Source organism: Planococcus plakortidis (assembly GCF_001687605.2).
Lineage (GTDB): Bacteria > Bacillota > Bacilli > Bacillales_A > Planococcaceae > Planococcus > Planococcus plakortidis.
This window is the reverse complement of sequence record NZ_CP016539.2, coordinates 1555814-1573603: the sequence shown is the minus strand read 5'-3', so window position 1 is coordinate 1573603 and position 17790 is coordinate 1555814. Positions and strand designations below refer to the sequence as shown.

17 protein-coding genes are annotated in these 17790 nt (G+C 52.7%); 1 reads left to right on the top strand and 16 read right to left on the bottom strand.

Features of this window, described 5'->3' with window-relative positions:
* Nucleotides 1–72: 72 nt before the first annotated feature.
* From BBI15_RS07980 to BBI15_RS07915, 14 genes are all read right to left on the bottom strand, one after another.
* A complete protein-coding gene (locus BBI15_RS07980) occupies nucleotides 73–918 on the bottom strand; it encodes a TlyA family RNA methyltransferase (protein ID WP_068869079.1) in 846 nt (281 codons plus the stop codon).
* Complete coding sequence (gene dxs / locus BBI15_RS07975; protein WP_068869078.1) at nucleotides 915–2825, bottom strand: 1-deoxy-D-xylulose-5-phosphate synthase; 1911 nt, start codon at nucleotides 2823–2825, stop codon at nucleotides 915–917. The genes BBI15_RS07980 and dxs overlap by 4 nt, the downstream gene beginning before the upstream one ends.
* Before the next feature lie 94 nt (nucleotides 2826–2919).
* Nucleotides 2920–3798: a polyprenyl synthetase family protein gene (locus BBI15_RS07970; RefSeq protein ID WP_068869077.1), complete on the bottom strand. Its 879-nt coding sequence runs from the start codon at nucleotides 3796–3798 to the stop codon at nucleotides 2920–2922.
* Nucleotides 3795–4031 carry an exodeoxyribonuclease VII small subunit gene (gene xseB, locus BBI15_RS07965; protein ID WP_068869076.1) on the bottom strand — a complete coding sequence of 79 codons (237 nt, stop codon included), beginning with the start codon at nucleotides 4029–4031 and terminating at the stop codon, nucleotides 3795–3797. The genes BBI15_RS07970 and xseB overlap by 4 nt, the downstream gene beginning before the upstream one ends.
* Nucleotides 4032–5384, bottom strand: a complete 1353-nt coding sequence (xseA, locus tag BBI15_RS07960) for an exodeoxyribonuclease VII large subunit (RefSeq protein ID WP_068869075.1) — start codon at nucleotides 5382–5384, stop codon at nucleotides 4032–4034.
* Nucleotides 5385–5456: 72 nt separating this feature from the next.
* Nucleotides 5457–6332 (bottom strand): bifunctional methylenetetrahydrofolate dehydrogenase/methenyltetrahydrofolate cyclohydrolase FolD, encoded by an 876-nt coding sequence (gene folD / locus BBI15_RS07955; protein WP_068869074.1) that lies wholly within the window; start codon nucleotides 6330–6332, stop codon nucleotides 5457–5459.
* 17 nt (nucleotides 6333–6349) lie between these two features.
* Nucleotides 6350–6739 (bottom strand): transcription antitermination factor NusB, encoded by a 390-nt coding sequence (nusB, locus tag BBI15_RS07950; protein WP_068872548.1) that lies wholly within the window; start codon nucleotides 6737–6739, stop codon nucleotides 6350–6352.
* Between the two features lie 165 nt (nucleotides 6740–6904).
* Nucleotides 6905–7300, bottom strand: coding sequence for an Asp23/Gls24 family envelope stress response protein (locus BBI15_RS07945; protein ID WP_068869073.1), 396 nt, complete (start codon nucleotides 7298–7300; stop codon nucleotides 6905–6907).
* Between the two features lie 14 nt (nucleotides 7301–7314).
* A complete protein-coding gene (gene accC, locus BBI15_RS07940; protein WP_068869072.1) occupies nucleotides 7315–8667 on the bottom strand; it encodes an acetyl-CoA carboxylase biotin carboxylase subunit in 1353 nt (450 codons plus the stop codon).
* Between the two features lie 14 nt (nucleotides 8668–8681).
* The gene (gene accB / locus BBI15_RS07935) at nucleotides 8682–9197 is read right to left on the bottom strand and encodes an acetyl-CoA carboxylase biotin carboxyl carrier protein (RefSeq protein WP_068869071.1); all 516 of its coding nucleotides are present in this window, start codon (nucleotides 9195–9197) and stop codon (nucleotides 8682–8684) included.
* 125 nt (nucleotides 9198–9322) lie between these two features.
* Nucleotides 9323–9883, bottom strand: coding sequence for an elongation factor P (gene efp, locus BBI15_RS07930; protein WP_068869070.1), 561 nt, complete (start codon nucleotides 9881–9883; stop codon nucleotides 9323–9325).
* Nucleotides 9884–9900: 17 nt separating this feature from the next.
* Nucleotides 9901–10959, bottom strand: coding sequence for a M24 family metallopeptidase (locus tag BBI15_RS07925; RefSeq protein WP_068869069.1), 1059 nt, complete (start codon nucleotides 10957–10959; stop codon nucleotides 9901–9903).
* Nucleotides 10960–10964: 5 nt separating this feature from the next.
* Nucleotides 10965–11405, bottom strand: a complete 441-nt coding sequence (gene aroQ, locus BBI15_RS07920; protein WP_068869068.1) for a type II 3-dehydroquinate dehydratase — start codon at nucleotides 11403–11405, stop codon at nucleotides 10965–10967.
* Nucleotides 11406–11565: 160 nt separating this feature from the next.
* Nucleotides 11566–14124 (bottom strand): vitamin B12-dependent ribonucleotide reductase, encoded by a 2559-nt coding sequence (locus BBI15_RS07915; RefSeq protein ID WP_068869067.1) that lies wholly within the window; start codon nucleotides 14122–14124, stop codon nucleotides 11566–11568.
* A gap of 388 nt (nucleotides 14125–14512) precedes the next feature.
* Here BBI15_RS07915 and BBI15_RS07910 point away from each other — a divergent pair, with 388 nt between their 5' ends.
* Complete coding sequence (locus tag BBI15_RS07910; RefSeq protein WP_068869066.1) at nucleotides 14513–14893, top strand: rhodanese-like domain-containing protein; 381 nt, start codon at nucleotides 14513–14515, stop codon at nucleotides 14891–14893.
* 44 nt (nucleotides 14894–14937) lie between these two features.
* On the opposite strand, the gene gcvPB is transcribed toward BBI15_RS07910, so the two are convergent.
* Together gcvPB and gcvPA are read right to left on the bottom strand one after the other, a co-directional pair.
* Nucleotides 14938–16410 (bottom strand): aminomethyl-transferring glycine dehydrogenase subunit GcvPB, encoded by a 1473-nt coding sequence (gene gcvPB / locus BBI15_RS07905; protein WP_068869065.1) that lies wholly within the window; start codon nucleotides 16408–16410, stop codon nucleotides 14938–14940.
* The gene (gene gcvPA, locus BBI15_RS07900) at nucleotides 16403–17770 is read right to left on the bottom strand and encodes an aminomethyl-transferring glycine dehydrogenase subunit GcvPA (protein ID WP_068869064.1); all 1368 of its coding nucleotides are present in this window, start codon (nucleotides 17768–17770) and stop codon (nucleotides 16403–16405) included. The genes gcvPB and gcvPA overlap by 8 nt, the downstream gene beginning before the upstream one ends.
* Nucleotides 17771–17790 lie beyond the last annotated feature (20 nt).

The window sequence follows — 17790 nt, the reverse complement described above, 5'->3', positions numbered from 1 at the left end:
TTATCGGCTGGCTTCACTCATTTCCAGCGGCAAGCCACCAAAAAAGGGCGGGGAAATGATTCCCCAGCCCTTTTATGATAGCGGTGTATGTTGTTCCTTAAAAGCGGCATGGGCCCGCTCGACGACTTGTGCAATCGACTGCGCATCCGGCAAATCGCTTTTGACCCCCTGTTCGTTGGAGACCAGATGGAACAGGAACTCGATATTCCCTTCGCCTCCGGTAATCGGGGAATGGGTCATCGCCTTGACTTCAAAACCGCAATCGACGGCATGGGCTGCCACTTTTTGCAGCACTTCCCGGTGCACTTTCGGGTCGCGGACAATGCCTTTCTTGCCCACTTTCTCACGCCCCGCTTCGAATTGGGGTTTAACGAGCGCGATGCAATCGCCGCCTGGCACCAAAATGGTCTTCAGTACCGGCAGGATGATGCGCAATGAAATGAAGGAGACGTCGATCGTCGCCACTTCCGGCAAGCCTTCCTGGAAATCTTCAGGTTTCGAGTGACGGAAATTCGTGCGTTCCATGACCGTGACACGAGGATCTTGGCGGATTTTCCAGGCCAGTTGGTTGTAGCCGACATCGAGCGCATAGCCATGGCGGGCGCCGTTTTGCAATGCGCAATCGGTGAATCCGCCAGTCGATGAGCCGATATCGAGCATCATTTTGCCGTCTACCGTGACATCGAATTCAGCGAGCGCCTTTTCCAGTTTCAGGCCGCCACGGCTGACGTAGCGCAAATCATTTCCTTTTTTCTCAAGCGGCGCATCTACAGGGATCTTTTCGCCGGGTCTCTCGAGGCGTTCGCTGCCTGAGAAAATCACCCCGGCCATGATGGCGCGCTTGGCTTTTTCACGTGTTTCGCAGATGCCCCGTTCCACTAACAGGACATCCACCCGTTCTTTTTTCACTTTATTCATAGGGCGTTCGACCGCTCCTGCTGCTGTGAATTGTGGTTGATGCGCGATTTCACTTTCTTGACCACTTCATCGCTGTTGAGGTGGATTTCGTCCATCAACTCCGCGACATCGCCATGTTCGATGAAGAGAACCGGAATGCCCATGCGGTCGATGACAGCATGCGAATGGCCGTTATCATGCGCATACTCAAGTACCGCACTGCCGAAGCCGCCTTGCAATACCGCTTCCTCGATTGTCAACACCGGTACATTGCGGCTGAAAATCGATGCCAACATCTCTTCGTCCATCGGTTTGATGAAGCGCGCGTTGACAACTTCCACCCGGATGCCTTCGTCGCGCAACTGCCCGGCTGCATGGAGTGCCATCGGAATAGTTGTGCCGAATGTCAGGATGACGGCGTCCGTGCCTTGTTCCAGCACTTCCCAGCTGCCGATCGGGATCGCCTTCAGTTCATCGTCCATCGGCACTCCGAGGCCATTGCCGCGCGGATAGCGCAAGGCAATCGGGCCCCCGTTGTAATCGACCGCCGTCTTGACCATATGCTGCCCTTCATTCTCATCTTTCGGCATCATTAAGACCATGTTCGGAAGATGGCGAAGGAAGGCGATATCAAAGACCCCTTGGTGTGTTTCGCCATCCGCGCCGACAAGGCCCGAGCGATCGATGCCGATGAAGACGTTCAAGTTCTGGCGGCAAATGTCATGGACTACCTGATCATAGGCGCGCTGCAGGAATGTCGAATAAATCGCAAGGAACGGCTTCATCCCTTGTGTCGCAAGACCCGCGGCCATTGTCGTCGCATGCTGTTCGGCAATCCCGACATCGAACATGCGCTCAGGGAATTCGGAGGCGAACCCTTCCAATTTCGAACCGACAGGCATCGCTGGCGTAATGGCGACGATGCGTTCATCGGTGCGCGCCAGTTTGCGGGCGGTTTCCGCGATCAGCCCGCTCCACGAAGGGGCTGTGGAGGAAGATTTCACCAAATCGCCGGTTTCCATTTTATATGGCCCGATCCCGTGCCATGTGCCGATTTTATCCTGTTCGGCCGGCAAATAGCCTTTGCCTTTTTTCGTAATGACATGAAGCAGGACAGGGCCTTTCGTTTTTTTCGCATATTCCAGGTTGTCTTCAAGCTCCTCCAGGTCATGCCCGTCGATCGGGCCGAGGTAGGTAAAGCCGAGCTCTTCGAAGAACATCCCCGAAACGACCAGGTATTTCAGGCTGTCTTTGACGCGCTCTGCCGTTGAAGCGAGCTTGCCTCCGACTGCCGGCACTTTTTTCAGCAAATATTCGAGGTCGTCTTTGACTTTATTGTATTTGCCGGCTGTCCGCATGCGTCCAAGAACGCTATGCAGCGCCCCAACGTTCGGTGCGATCGACATCTCGTTATCATTAAGGATGACGGTCATGTCGGTCTGGGCATGCCCAATATGGTTCAGCGCCTCAAACGCCATGCCGCCGGTCAATGCGCCATCGCCGATGATCGGGATGACATAATTTTTGTCTTTTTTAATATCGCGCGCTGCCGCCATGCCCATCGCCGCAGACAAGGAAGTCGAGCTGTGGCCAGTTTCCCAGACATCGTGATCGCTTTCATTGCGTTTCGGGAAGCCGCACAGGCCTTTGAATTTCCGTAGCGTCTCGAATTGATCCGCGCGACCTGTCAAGATTTTATGGACGTAGGACTGATGCCCGACATCCCAGATCAATTTATCATCCGGGCTGTCGAACACGCGGTGAAGCGCAATCGTCAATTCCACCACGCCGAGGTTTGGGCCGATATGCCCACCGGTTTTCGAAAGATTTTCTATGAGAAATCGACGGATATCTTCACTTAAGAGCTCCAGTTGCTCTGAATTCAGCTCTTTGAGGAAAGATGGACCAGTTATCGAATGAAGATCCATTTGCCATCACACACCTTTTTTCTATATTTTCCTGTATTGTTGTCTCCCCATATTATAGCAAGACAGGGCAAATGTACAAACAAGAGCCCTATTTTCAGCTTTTTCGCTGGACGATCAGCTCAGTCAATTCCTTCAATAATCGCTGGTCTCCGGGAAGTTCACTAAGCGCATCCAGTGCCTGTTGTGCGTGATGATCCAGCTTTTCCTTCGCTTTCGGCAAAGTCAGGATGCCGGGATACGTGCTTTTGTCGCTCGACTCGTCTTTTCCGGCTGTTTTCCCGAGTTCTTCGGATGTGCCGGTGACATCCAAAATATCATCCTGGATCTGGAAGGCCAAGCCCAGATGGCGGCCGAAAGTTGAAAGCGCCACCAACTGATCGGAACTGGCTCCTGCGAGGATCGCCCCTGAAATGATGCTGTAGGTCAGCAAAGCACCTGTCTTCAATACATGCACTTGTTCCAATTGTTCCAGGCTCAGCTGTTGTTCTTCCCCTTCGATATCGAGGACCTGACCACCAACCATGCCTTCCGCGCCCGCCGCTGTCGACAACAGGTCGATGAGGCGTATTTTATCTTCTGCGGAAACATCTTCCAGGCGCGACAGGATGCCGAAGCTCAAGGTCAACAGGGCATCGCCCGCTAAAATGGCGACCGCTTCGCCGAACACTTTATGGTTGGTAGGCATGCCGCGGCGCAGGTCATCATTGTCCATGCTCGGCAAATCATCGTGAATCAAGGAATATGTATGGATCATTTCGATCGCAGCAGCCACTTTCAAGGCATCGGGATGGGCTGCGCCTTGTTCATGCATCGTGGCGAGCACGAGCATCGGCCGGATGCGCTTGCCTCCTGCCTGCAAGGAATAATGCATGGACTCCTTCAGTGATTCCGGAATCGCCAATGCTCTGATCAATTCCGCCATCTCCTGCTGGATGACCGGTTCATAATGGGTTCTGAATTGTTTTAAGTTCATTGCGCATTCCCTTCCCCTTCGATTTCAGCAGGGACTTCCTTGCCATCCTTCATCATCGTCACCAGCTGGTTCTCGGCATTTTTCAATTTATCGTGGCACAGCTTCGATAATTCCATGCCTTTTTGGTAAAGCGTCAAGGCTTCCTCGAGGGGTACATCGCCTTGCTCGAGCAATTTGACGATTTCCTCCAACTGCTCCATTGCGTCATTGAACATCAAGTTGTTTTCTGCCATTTAGTCGCGCTCCTTATCTTTTGGGTTGATCGCTTCGATGACGGTCTCGATTTCCCCGTCTTTCAATGAAAGGCTCAGCCTGTCGCCAAGCCCCAGCTGATCCACGGATTTCACCACGCCGCCTTCCTTGAACGGAATCGCATAGCCCCTGTCCATGACTTTCAAGGGGCTGAGCGCATCCAACGTGCGGATGGCAGATTTCAATTGCTGGTCCCGCTGCCGGAACACTTGGGTAATGCGCTGGTCGAGACGGTCCGCAAGAACGGCCAAATCGCGGTCCGCCTGGCGGATGCGGTCAGCCGGGTTGCGGTTTTCCAATTGGCGGGACAGCATGGAAAGGCGGTCTCCCGAACGCTTGACCGTAAGCACGGTCTCACGCTGCAATGCGTCCGTCGCCCGTTCGATGCGCTCGATGAACGGCCGGTAGAGGCGGTCCGGATATGCCATCGGATATGAATTTTGGAGCTGTGTCAGGCGGATGCGGCGCTGTTCCAGGTCATTTGACATGAGGCGGAACATCGCTTGGCGCTGGCCCATGACGCGCTCGAGCAGCTCGATGCGGCTCGGCACCGCGAGCTCTGCGGCGGCTGTCGGGGTCGCTGCCCGCAAATCCGCCACAAAATCAGCGATCGTCGTATCGGTCTCATGGCCGACTGCCGAGATGACCGGGATGCCTGATGCATGGATCGCACGTGCCACCGCTTCTTCATTGAAAGCCCACAGATCTTCGATCGATCCGCCCCCGCGCCCGACGATCAAGACGTCGCTGTCTGTGCGGTTCGCCTGCTGGATCGACTGGACGATCGACTGGACTGCCCCCTGGCCTTGCACCAAGGTCGGGAACAGCACAATCTGCGCAAGCGGGTACCGGCGCTTCAGCGTGGTGATGATGTCCCGAACTGCGGCTCCGGTCTGCGCCGTGATGACTGCCACTTTTTCGGGAAACTGCGGCAAGGCTTGTTTATGTGCAGCATTGAACAAGCCTTCTTTATTGAGCTTTTCCTTTAATTGCTCGAAAGCCAAATAATAATCGCCGATGCCATCTGGCTGCATCGACTGGGCATATAATTGGTATTGTCCCGATGCTTCGTAGACGGAGATATCTCCGCGGATCAGGACGGTCATGCCGCTTTCCGGGCGAAATTTCATCGATTTCGCCCGCGCCGAGAACATGACGGCCGGCAAGCGCGCCTTCTGGTCTTTCAACGTAAAGTAAATATGCCCGCTCGTATGGATTTTCACATTCGACAGCTCCCCTTTTACGTAAACATCACGCAGATGGGGGTCGGCATCGAATTTCTTCTTTATGTATTTTGTTATTGCTGCAACACTTAAGTACGGGTCGGTCGCCAAAATGTCAACCCCTGTCTATGGAAAGTAAAAAGCTGTCTTTCTTTCGAAAAACAGCTCTATTTGCTATTCATTTTACACGCTTTCGCCGGCTTTGTCTTTCGATAATCCTTTTTCCGCCGATAGGCAAGTATTTTCCATCAGCATCGCGATGGTCATGGGCCCGACGCCGCCCGGCACAGGCGTGATGAACCCGGCACGCTCTTGCACCGCGCTGAAATCGACGTCGCCGCATAATTTCCCGTTTTCGTCCCGGTTCATGCCGACATCGATGACGACGGCGCCTTCTTTGATATGGTCAGGCCCGATGAACTTCGCCCGCCCGATCGCAGCGATGATGATGTCCGCCTGCTTGGTCATGGCCTTCAAGTCCGGGGTCTTGGAGTGGCAATAGGTCACGGTCGCATCTTTTTGCAGCAGCAATTGCCCGACCGGTTTGCCGACGATATTGCTGCGGCCGATGACGACCGCATGCTTGCCTGCCGGGTCGATGCCGTAATGCTCAAGCAGCACCATCACCCCATGCGGCGTGCATGGCAGGAACGTGTCCTTGCCGATCATCAGATTGCCGACCGATATCGGGTGGAAGCCATCGACATCCTTTTCGGGAGCGATGGCCGTGATGATCTTGAATTCGTCGATCTGCGCAGGAAGCGGCAATTGGACCAGGATGCCGTGGATATCCGGATCGTTGTTCAATTCATCGATTTTCTCAAGCAGTTCCTGCTCGGTCATGGACGCGGGGTATAAATGAAGGTCCGACCGCATGCCGAGGGACTCGCAGGTCTTTTTCTTGTTTTTGACATAGGTTTGCGAAGCGGAATCATCGCCCACGAGTATGACCGAAAGGCCCGGGGTGACTCCTTCTGTTTTCAGTTTCTCTACACGTTGTTGCACTCGCTCTTTAATTTTCCGGCTTACGGCTTTTCCATCAATCAATTCAGCAGTCACGTAGATTCCTCCAATGATTAGTTCGCAGTTTGGTCAGTGAATTTCGAAAGCACGCCGTTGACGAAACGGCTGGACTTGTCATCCCCAAAGGTTTTGCTCAACTCGATCGCCTCGTTCAAGACGACCCGGCTCGGGGCATCATCCATGTATTCCAGTTCAAATACGGCCATGCGCAAAATGGTGCGTTCAACTTTCGGCAAACGCTCGAGTGACCAGTTTTGCAGGTGGCCCTTCAATTTCCCGTCGATTTCCTGCTGCTTGCCGTTCGTCCCTTCCACAAGCAATTTATAGAACTGGTCGGTTTCGCCCTCAATGACATGTTCCATCGCCTCTTCGATTGTCAATTCGGTTCCATCGAGCTGGAATAGCGTCTGAAGCGCTTTTTCCCGTGCTTCGTGTCGTTTCATCATAATTCCGGTCTCCTTTTTCAAGCTGATTATCCCCCCATTATACAGGTAATCCCGTGGAACTTCCAAGTTTGAAATGTTCCAACAAATCATCAAGAGCACCGGGTATCCCATAAAAAGAAGGCTGGCCGGAACATGCATGAGCATGTCCGGACAGCCTGCTGATCAGTCCACTTGTGGATTGTCGAAATGTATACCGGTGATGTGAACATTCACTTCCTGCGTCTGCAGCGAAGTCATCGTCTCCAAGGTCTGGCGGACTTGTTCCTGGATTTTCTTGGCCGTCTTCGGGATCGATACGCCATAATCGATGACGCAATAGACATCGATGGCCAGCCCTTCATCCGACAGCTCGGTTTTGATGCCTTTGCCATGGACTTTTTTGCCCAAGCGCTCAACGACGCCTGAAGCGAAATTGCCGCGCATGCTGGCAACGCCTTCGATATCGGTCGCTGCGATGCTGGCGATAATTTCCAGCACTTCTGACGCGACTTCGATATTCCCGAGATCCTGTGCTCCGGGTGATTTCATTTTTACATAGGGGATTACTTTCTCTGCCATTTAATTATTCCTCCTCAGGAGCCCATTACATCATATTTTTCCAGGAATTTTGTGTTGAAGTCCCCGGATTTGAACACCTCGTGATCCATGAGGCGCAGATGGAATGGAATGGTCGTGAAGACACCCTCGACAACAAATTCATCAAGTGCACGTTTCATCTTGGCCACTGCTTCCTCGCGTGTATCGGCGAAAGTGATCAGCTTGGCCACCATCGAATCATAATAAGGCGGGATCGTATAGCCCGAATACATGGCGGAATCGACGCGTACGCCTAGGCCGCCCGGCGGTAAATACATATCCACACGCCCTGCAGAAGGCATGAAGTTCTTGAGCGGGTTTTCGGCGTTGATGCGGCATTCGATCGACCAGCCCTTGAACGTCACATCTTCCTGTTTGTAGGCGAGCGTTTCGCCGGAAGCGACTTTCAATTGCTGTTGGATCAAATCGATGCCCGTGATCATTTCGGTGACCGGGTGTTCGACCTGGATGCGCGTATTCATCTCCATGAAATAGAATTTCTGGTTTTCGACATCGAAGATGAATTCGACTGTGCCGGCACCGCGATAATTGACCGCCTGCGCCGCTTTAACGGCCGCCTCGCCCATTTCAGCACGCAATTCTTCCGACAAGGCCGGAGATGGTGCTTCTTCGACGAGTTTTTGCATGCGGCGCTGGATCGAGCAATCCCGTTCGCCCAGATGGATGGCATTGCCATGCGAATCGGCCAGCACCTGGATTTCGATATGGCGGAAATCCTCGATGAATTTCTCGATATAGACGCCTGGGTTGCCGAACGCTGCTGCCGCTTCTTTCTGTGTCATGTTCAGGCCTTTGATGAAATCTTCGCGTGTTCTCGCTACGCGGATCCCTTTGCCGCCGCCTCCCGCGGTCGCCTTGATGATGACCGGGAAACCGATTTTCTCGGCGATCTCCAAGCCTTCCTCTTCGCTACCGACAATCCCGGTGGAGCCGGGAACGACCGGAACGCCTGCAGCGCGCATCGTCTCACGAGCGACGTCTTTTGTGCCCATTTTCGAGATCGCTGCGGCTGTCGGCCCGATGAACATGATGTCGCACGCTTCACATAATTCGGCGAAGCTCGAATTTTCAGCGAGGAAACCATACCCCGGGTGGATGCCGTCGCAATTCGTCAGTTTTGCGACGCTGATGATGTTGGAGAAGTTCAAATAGCTGTCTTTTGATAACTTCGGCCCGATGCAATACGCTTCATCGGCCAATTCAACATGCAATGCTTCTTTGTCCGCTTCCGAATAAACTGCAACGGTCTGGATATCGAGCTCTTTACAGGCGCGGATGATCCGCACGGCAATTTCGCCGCGGTTGGCAATCAATACTTTTTTCATCATCGTCAGCTCCCCCCTTAGTTTGCTTTTACGAGGAACAATGGCTGACCGTATTCGACCAACTGGCCATCTTTGACTAGGATCTCAGCGATTTCCCCATCCACTTCTGCTTCGATTTCGTTAAAGAGCTTCATCGCTTCAACGATGCAAACGACTTGGTCTGAAGAAACTTTTGTCCCTACAGCCACGTATGGATCATCTTCCGGTGACGGCGATTGATAGAACGTGCCGACCATCGGAGACAGGATTTTGTGCAAGTCTTCATTGGACGCGCCCGCAGGCTCAGCAGTTTCCGTTTGGACAGGCTGTTCTGTCGGCGCAGCTTGAGTTGGTTCCGCCTGTTTCGGGGCTGCCGGCGCAGGCGCCTGTGCAGGCTCTTCTGCCACTTGCGGCTGTACCGTTGCCGACGGCTGTGCAGAGCCGGCTGAATTCTTCTTCATCTTGACTTTGACCCCATCGAATTCATAGCTGAATTCGTTGATGGAAGAATTATCCACCAATTTAATGATTTCGCGAATTTCTTGGATTTTCATATTATACCTACTCCCCTGTTATGTATTATTTTTAGCTACCTCTCCATTTTAGACTTTTTTGAATCATTTTGAAATAGCGAGGCTGTTTTTTTAAAAAAAGGCCTCATAAAAGAGGCCTTTCCTACTTATTGAGCGCGGGATACGTACGAAGAATCGGTGGTATTGATGATTAGTTTATCCCCTTGGTTGATGAAGAACGGCACCTGCACGGATAGGCCCGTTGTCAGGATCGCCGGTTTTGAACCACCGCTCGCTGTGTCTCCCTTGATGCCCGGGTCTGTTTCAGCCACTTCGAGGACGACCGTGTTCGGCAATTCGACGCCAAGCACTTCGCCGTGGTATTGGATGACCTGTACTTCCATGTTTTCCTGGAGGAATTTCAGTTCATATTCAATGCTTTTTTCCGGCAATTCGATCTGGTCGTATGTTTCCGTGTCCATGAACGCATGCATATCGCCACTTGCGTACAAATACTGCATCTTGCGGTTATCGATCTGCGCTTTCGCCACTTTTTCGCCGGCGCGGAATGTTTTTTCGTTGACCGCTCCCGTGCGCAAATTGCGTAGCTTCGAGCGAACGAATGCTGCGCCTTTACCCGGTTTTACGTGCTGGAATTCCATCACGCGCCAAATATCGTTATCCACTTCGATGGTCAATCCTGTTTTAAAATCATTTACTGAAATCATTGTAGTTCCTCCGTTTATTATAAAATGCGAAGCTCTTTGGAAGAATGCGTCAAGCGTTCATTCCCCGTTTCGGTAATCAGTATATCATCTTCGATGCGCACTCCGCCAATTCCCGGCAAATAGATGCCCGGTTCGACCGTCACAGCCATGCCCGGTTCAAGGACGGTTTCCGAGCGGAACGACAACCCTGGCCCTTCGTGGACCTCGAGCCCGATGCCGTGCCCTGTCGAGTGACCGAACGCTTCCCCGTAGCCTTTAGATTTGATGTAATCGCGAGCGATGGCATCCGCTTCGATCCCGGTCATGCCCGGCTTGATTTTCTCGAGTGCCAACATTTGTGAATCCAGCACTACTTGATAGATTTCCTTGAGCTTGTCGGAAGGTTCGCCGACCGCAACGGTGCGCGTGATGTCAGATACGTAGCCATTGTACAATGCGCCGAAATCGAGCGTGATGAGATCGCCTTGTTCGATTTTTTTATCGGACGCAACGCCATGCGGCAACGCAGAACGCAAGCCCGAGGCGACGATGATGTCGAATGAAGAGGAAGTCGCGCCTTGTGAACGCATGAAGAATTCCAGTTCATTGGAAACTTCCAGTTCTGTCATTCCCGCCTTAATGTACGAGCAAATATGTTCGAATGCATCGTCGGCGATCTTGGCTGCCGCTTTCAGCACCTCTAGTTCTTCCGGTGATTTCACCATGCGCAGCTTTTCGATCACCCCGCTTACCGGTTCGAGCGTCGCGGTTAGTTTTTCCTGATACTGCGAATAGGTCGCAAAGGTCATATAATCCTGTTCGAAAGCCAGCCGCTCGACCGCCGCTTCCCCGGCAATGCGCGCCACTTCGTCAATCAAGCCTTTTTGTGCCTGCACCACCTTGAATTCCTTGACTTGTTCCCCTGCCTGCTCGGTGTAACGGAAGTCGGTAATGAACCAGGCGTCATTCGGCGTAATGAGCGCAAGCCCGGCCGTTCCGGTGAAGCCTGTAATAAAACGAAGATTGTACGGATTTGTCACCAGCAGGGAATCCAATTCCCGCTTTTGCATTTGTTCGCGCAGTTTCATCAATTTCATCAGTTTCATCCTTTCTGTTGTCGAAGCAGGAGTGCCTGGAGCCCCAGCCGGTAGACGTCCTTGCCGAAGCCGGCGATTTGGCCAATTGCTACCGGGGCGATATGGGAATGGTGGCGGAACTCTTCACGCCCATGGATATTGGAAATATGTACTTCGACGACCGGCACTTGGATCGATTCGATGGCATCGCGGATAGCGATGCTTGTATGCGTATACGCACCGGCATTCAAGACGATGCCGGAAATGGCATCATCGTCCGCGCCGTGGATCCAATCGATCAGTTCGCCTTCATGATTGGACTGGCGGCAGATCAGTTCGAAGCCTTCCCCATCGGCGAACTCCTGCAGTTCCCGTTCAAGTTCCTGTAACGTGAAGCTGCCGTACTTTTGTTTGTCGCGTTTCCCAAGACGGTTCAAGTTGGGACCGTTCAACACCAAGACTCTCATGCCCCTTGCACCCCTTTCTTTGCGTTCCTTTTCCATTCTAGCATACGTATTATCGGCGGCAAGCAGGAAAGCAGGTCCCTCAAGCCCGAAAAAAAGCGGAAGCCTATGTTGGCTTCCGCTCCCTTCCGGCCCCGGGGTGTTCCCAGGGCGCACGGATCTGTTACAATCCGCATTTCAATTGGGCTGCACAGTTTGTGCATGTGTTGCATCCGCCCATTTCTTCCACTGTCCCTTTACGGCAGACAGGGCAGGTATTGCCGACTTCCGATCCAATCGTGACATTGGTCGAACGCAAATCCTGGATGGTATCGATCAAGACGACCGGGCGCTTGCCGGTGTCTTCTTCTTTATGCTCTTCTTCGAACGTATTGTCTTCCGCTCTCAAAGTCAGCACTTGTGAATCGCGGCTACCATCGACATACACTGTGCCGCCTTTGGCACCGCCTCTGTAAAGACGCTCATAGACGCCTTCGACCTGTTCCACCGTATAGCCTTTTGGCGCATTGACGGTTTTCGAGATCGAGGAATCGATCCAACGCTGGATGATGCACTGTACGTCCGCATGCGCTTCCGGCGCAAGGTCCATGGATGTGACAAATGCTTCCGGCAGATTGTCTTCGTCTGCGTCCGGGTTGTTCTTCAAGTATTCGCGAACAATATCCGCTTTCACTTCGATGAATTTCCCGAGGCGGCCGCTGCGGTAGTAGGTGAATGAATAATATGGTTCGAGACCTGTCGATACCCCGACCATCGTCCCGGTCGAGCCAGTCGGCGCCACCGTCAACAAGTGCGAGTTGCGGATTCCTTTAGCCATTACCGCCTGGCGGATTTCTTCTGGCATGCCTTGCATAAAGCCGGTTTCCGTGAAAGCACGGCGAAGATTCTCGGTTTCCGCGTCTGTTTCGCCGACGAGGAACGGGAAACTGCCGCGCTCTTCAGCGAGTTCAGTGGATGCTTCGTATGCGGCAACCGCAATGGTCTTGAAGATTTCATCGACCAGCTCATTGCCCTCCGGCGAACCGTATTCACGGTCGGAATAGATGAGCAAGTCAGCGAGGCCCATGACGCCAAGCCCTACGCGGCGTTCGCCGAGCGCCTGCACGCGGTTTTCCTCCAGGAAATAAGGCGTTGCGTCGATGACATTATCCTGCATGCGGACCCCGACGCGCACCGTTTCTTTCAGCGCTTCAAAATCGACTTGCTTCGTTTTCGGATCGGCGAAGCGTGCCAAATTGACGGCCGCCAAGTTGCACACGGAGTATGGCGCGAGCGGCTGTTCTCCGCAAGGGTTCGTCGCCACGACTTTTTGTCCGTAAGCTGTCGCGTTCGTCTTTTCATTGGCGTTGTCGATAAAGAAGATGCCGGGTTCTGCCGAGTATGTTGCGCACACATTGATCAAATTCCACAGTTCGCGCGCTTTAATGACACGATAGGTGCGGACTTTGTGCCCGAGACGCTCCCATTCACGCACATCGCCGATCTTATGCCATTCTTCGTTGTAGATGGCCATCTCTTCCGGTGAGTATGATTCGACCGCCGGGAAACGCAATTCGAAATCACTGTCTTTTTCGACCGCTTCCATGAAATCCTTCGTCAAGGTGACGGAAATATTGGCGCCGGTGAGGAATTCTTCGTTATGGACGGAGAATGTGCCGCCATCGCGCAGTTTCGTCTCCGCATCACGCATGATCTTCTCATTGAATCCGCCCATGCCCGGGATGGCACGGTAGTTAAGCAAACCTTGATACATCGCTTCTTCCTGCTCCGTCAAAGGCTTGAACTTCAATTTATCGTTCGCGAGGCGCTTGATCGTCTCGTCTTGGGTATTTTCGATCAAGTACCGCAGTATACGCGGATTCTGCATTTTGGAAATGATGAACTCTACGATATCCGGATGCCAGTCGGCAAGCATAATCATCTGCGCACCGCGGCGCGAACCGCCCTGTTCGACCAGATGCGTCAGTTTGGCGATATCGTCCAGCCAGGATACGGAACCGGATGATTTGCCGTTGACACCACGGGCGAGTGTATTGCGCGGGCGAAGTGTCGATCCGTTCGTCCCGACGCCGCCGCCCCGGCTCATGATTTCCATCACTTGCTTGCGATGGTCAGATATGCCTTCCCGTGAATCGGCAACAAAAGGCATCACGTAGCAGTTAAAATAGGTGACATCTGTCTCGGCGCCTGCACCGTAAAGGACGCGGCCGGCCGGCACGAAATTCAAGTTGACGAGTTGCTCGTAGAATTTTTCGAACCATTCGCTTTGCTTTTCAGGCGTTTTCTCGACTGCGGAAAGGCCTGTGGCGTTGCGTTTGGCGATTTGCTCATAAAACACTTCGAGCGGTTTCTCGATGACATCGATCGGGCGGTTGACGATGCCTTGTTCCACTTCTTCAGGATTGTCGATCGCACTGCGGTAATCCTCTTCGATCCATACGCGCGCCTTGTTCGCATCTTTATCGATCGAAACGATATATCCAAGCCCGCGCGCAGGGAATTTCGGGTCTTCCTTGACTGTCAGAACGACGAAATCACCAGGCTTCAACGTGCTCTTGCTGGTATCCTTGAAGGAATAGCGGTCGATCATGACCAGGCGGGAGACGCCTTTATGGGTCTTCTTCATATCCTTCGTGATTGCATGGACTTGAGGGAAAGCCTCGATGTCTTTGTTCAATGATTCAATGTTTAATGTATAATCGGATTGTGTGGCTGAAACCATTTGACAAATCCTCCTTTGTATTATATGGAGTGAACACTATATATAGTATTATTACATTTCCCATGATACTATATATTGAAACTCACTCGCAATAACATTTTTCTGATGGAAAATCGTCTTGCCCGAATAACCGAGCAATGGCAAGGGTTACGCGTTCACACTTCCTTCAAAATGAGACGAAAGACACGTATGTTCGCATATTCTGGCGCAAAAAACGGGTTAATTTCCTGCGGAATTCGCTTGACAACCGAAAGGATGGCCGCAATGCGGTTCATGCCCCCAGGCTTCACAGGATTGCCTCTGATTTGCCTCGATTACTGTAACATAGCCATTGAATATCCGCCACCTTATCTCTTATAATGGGGAAGTATAGAAAGGGGCAAGAATAGTGGAATTATTGTACATCACATTGGGTGTCGTCATCGCCATCCTCATTTTTGCGGTCGTTTCCTTCCTGCGCATCCGCAAGGCAGTTACCGACTTGAACCAGGAAGAATTCATCCAAGGCTACAGAAAAGCGCAGCTCATCGATGTCCGGGAACCGAAAGACTTTGCAGCCGGCCACATCCTCGGGGCGCGCAATATCCCGCAATCGCAATTGCGCCAGCGCTATAAGGAAATCCGCGCAGACAAGCCGGTCTACCTATATGACCAAAACGGTGCAAGAAGCGGTCGCGTCGCATTGTTCCTGAAGAAAAAAGGCTATGACCAATTGTTCCAATTGCAGGGCGGCTTTAAGAAATGGACAGGCAAAATCAAATCCAAATAACCGAAAAAATCCCGGAAGCGAATGCATCCGGGATTTTTTCTATCTTATTCGCTAGCTGACTGCTTCTGGTAACGGAGCACTGGCTTGCGTGCCGCTTTCGTTTCATCGAGCCGGTTGATGACCGTCGTGTGCGGTGCATTCTGCACGATCTCTGGATTTTCTTCCACTTCACGCGCAATCTGGATCATCGCATCGATAAAGTTATCGAGCGTCTCTTTTGATTCCGTCTCGGTCGGCTCGATCATCATGCCTTCTTCCACGTTGAGCGGGAAGTAGATCGTCGGCGGATGGTAACCGAAATCAAGCAGGCGTTTCGCCATATCGAGTGTTCTGACGCCGAGTTTCTTCTGGCGGCGGCCGCTCAAGACGAATTCATGCTTGCAATGGCGGTCGTACGGCAAATCGAAATGAGGCGCGAGGCGTCTCATCATGTAATTGGCATTCAAGACGGCGTATTCCGTCACTTTCTTCAAGCCATCCGGCCCCATCGTGCGGATATAAGTATAGGCGCGGACGTTGATGCCGAAGTTGCCATAGAACGGTTTGACACGGCCGATGGATTCAGGGCGGTCGTAATCGAATGCGAAGCCTTCATCGGTCTTGATGAGGATCGGCTTCGGCAAATACGGGATCAGGTCCTCTTGCACGCCGACTGGGCCAGATCCTGGGCCGCCACCGCCGTGAGGGCCCGTGAAGGTCTTGTGCAAGTTCAAATGGACGACATCAAAGCCCATGTCGCCAGGGCGTGCTTTCGACATGACGGCATTCAAGTTCGCGCCATCGTAATACAACTTGCCGCCGACACCATGGATGATCGAGGCCATCTCGAGAATGTCTTCCTCGAACAGGCCAAGCGTGTTCGGGTTCGTCAGCATGAGTGCCGCCGTGTCGTCGCCGACTACGCGCTTCAAATCCTCAAGGTCGACAAGCCCGTGTTCGTTCGATTTCACGGTCACCGTTTCGAAACCGGCGACTGTCGCAGAAGCCGGGTTCGTTCCGTGGGCAGAATCAGGCACGATGACTTTCGTGCGGTTGAAATCGCCGTTCGCTTCGTGGAATGCGCGGATCATCATGAGGCCCGTCCATTCACCGTGTGCGCCTGCAGCCGGCTGCAGCGTCACTTCGTCCATGCCGGTGATTTCCTTCAAATGTTCCTGAAGGTCATACATCAATTCCATTGCGCCCTGCACAGTCGATTCCTCCTGCAGTGGATGGATGTTCGCGAAACCTGAATAGCGGGCAACGGATTCATTGATTTTCGGGTTGTATTTCATCGTGCACGAACCGAGCGGATAGAACCCGGAATCGACACCGTGATTGCGTTTTGACAGCGCTGTGTAATGGCGCATGATATCGAGCTCCGAGACTTCCGGCAATTCTGCAAATTCCTCACGGACAAGCTCTTGTCCGAGCAGTTCGTTCAAATCCACTTCCGGCACATCAAGTTCCGGCAGGCTGTAGCCGACACGGCCTTGTTTGGTCATTTCAAAGATGAGTGGTTGGTTGTCCTTATGCATGGGAAGCCTCCGTTTCTCGCACGAATGCATCGATTTCCTGTACAAACGCGTCGATTTCTTCTTTAGAACGCTGTTCCGTGACCGCAATCAGCATATGGCCCTTTAACTCGTCGTAGCTCAAGCCGAGATCATAGCCGCCGATCATGCCTTTTTCGAATAAAGCCGCATTCAATTTCTTGACCGACGAATCGACCTTGACGGCAATTTCATTGAAATGGGCACCGTCAAAAGCGATCTCAAATCCGGATTTTTTCAGCTGCTGCTTCATATAATGGGTCTTGGTGATGTTCTGTACCGCGATTTCCTTCGTACCTTCCTTGCCGAGCGCCGTCATGGCTACAGAAGCAGCCAAAGCGTTCAAGGCCTGGTTCGAACAAATATTGGACGTGGCTTTGTCGCGGCGGATGTGCTGTTCGCGCGCTTGTAAAGTCAGGACGAATCCGCGTCTGCCTTCATCGTCTGTCGTTTCGCCGACAAGGCGCCCCGGAACTTTGCGCATCAATTTCTGTGTCACGGCGAAATAGCCGCAATGAGGGCCGCCGAATGCTTCAGGGATGCCGAATGGCTGCGCATCGCCGACTGTAATGTCAGCACCGAATTTGCCTGGCGGGGTCAAGGCGCCAAGCGCTAATGGGTTGGAAGACACCGTGAAGAGCGCTCCCGCTCCATGGACGATCGGTTCGATTTCTTTTAGATCTTCCACTTGCCCGAAAAAGTTCGGGTATTGGATCATGACGGTCGCTGTGTTTTCATCGACCATTTCCTTCAGGGCATCGATATCCGTACGGCCGTCTTTGAGCGGGACTTCCACTACTTCGATCGATTGGCCGAGCGCATAAGTACGCACTACATCGCGTGATTCGGGATGGACCGCGCGGGATACGAGAATTTTCTTGCGGCGCGTCTGGCCTGCTGCGAGCATGCCCGCTTCTGCAAGCGCTGTGCCACCGTCGTACATGGAGGAGTTTGCGATATCCATTCCGGTGATTTCCGCGATCATCGTCTGGAACTCAAAGATCGCCTGCAATTCCCCTTGGGAGATTTCGGGCTGGTAAGGTGTATAGGCCGTGTAAAATTCAGAACGGGAAATGACGTGATCGACAATGATCGGTTTGTAATGGTCATAAACACCAGCGCCGAGGAACGAAGCATACCGGACCGAATCCGCATTCTTGCCCGCGAGCTGTGCCAGTTCCTTCGTCAATGCCGATTCGGATTTAGCAGGCTTGATGTTGTATTCGCCTTTGAATCGTACTTTTTCAGGTATGTCCGAAAACAATTCGCCGATCGATTGGACACCGATCGTCTCGAGCATTTCTTTTTCATCTTGGGAAGTCATTGGTAGATAGCGATGGTTCATCGTGTGCAGTCCCCTTCTTT

Excerpts from the sequence above, each read along its gene's own strand:
- BBI15_RS07980 (WP_068869079.1), bottom strand. The coding sequence starts at position 918 with ATGAATAAAGTGAAAAAAGAACGGGTGGATGTCCTGTTAGTGGAACGG.
- dxs (WP_068869078.1), bottom strand. The coding sequence starts at position 2,825 with ATGGATCTTCATTCGATAACTGGTCCATCTTTCCTCAAAGAGCTGAAT.
- BBI15_RS07970 (WP_068869077.1), bottom strand. The coding sequence starts at position 3,798 with ATGAACTTAAAACAATTCAGAACCCATTATGAACCGGTCATCCAGCAG.
- xseB (WP_068869076.1), bottom strand. The coding sequence starts at position 4,031 with ATGGCAGAAAACAACTTGATGTTCAATGACGCAATGGAGCAGTTGGAG.
- nusB (WP_068872548.1), bottom strand. The coding sequence starts at position 6,739 with ATGAAACGACACGAAGCACGGGAAAAAGCGCTTCAGACGCTATTCCAG.
- BBI15_RS07945 (WP_068869073.1), bottom strand. The coding sequence starts at position 7,300 with ATGGCAGAGAAAGTAATCCCCTATGTAAAAATGAAATCACCCGGAGCA.
- accC (WP_068869072.1), bottom strand. The coding sequence starts at position 8,667 with ATGATGAAAAAAGTATTGATTGCCAACCGCGGCGAAATTGCCGTGCGG.
- accB (WP_068869071.1), bottom strand. The coding sequence starts at position 9,197 with ATGAAAATCCAAGAAATTCGCGAAATCATTAAATTGGTGGATAATTCT.
- efp (WP_068869070.1), bottom strand. The coding sequence starts at position 9,883 with ATGATTTCAGTAAATGATTTTAAAACAGGATTGACCATCGAAGTGGAT.
- BBI15_RS07925 (WP_068869069.1), bottom strand. The coding sequence starts at position 10,959 with ATGAAATTGATGAAACTGCGCGAACAAATGCAAAAGCGGGAATTGGAT.
- aroQ (WP_068869068.1), bottom strand. The coding sequence starts at position 11,405 with ATGAGAGTCTTGGTGTTGAACGGTCCCAACTTGAACCGTCTTGGGAAA.
- BBI15_RS07915 (WP_068869067.1), bottom strand. The coding sequence starts at position 14,124 with ATGGTTTCAGCCACACAATCCGATTATACATTAAACATTGAATCATTG.
- gcvPB (WP_068869065.1), bottom strand. The coding sequence starts at position 16,410 with ATGCATAAGGACAACCAACCACTCATCTTTGAAATGACCAAACAAGGC.
- gcvPA (WP_068869064.1), bottom strand. The coding sequence starts at position 17,770 with ATGAACCATCGCTATCTACCAATGACTTCCCAAGATGAAAAAGAAATG.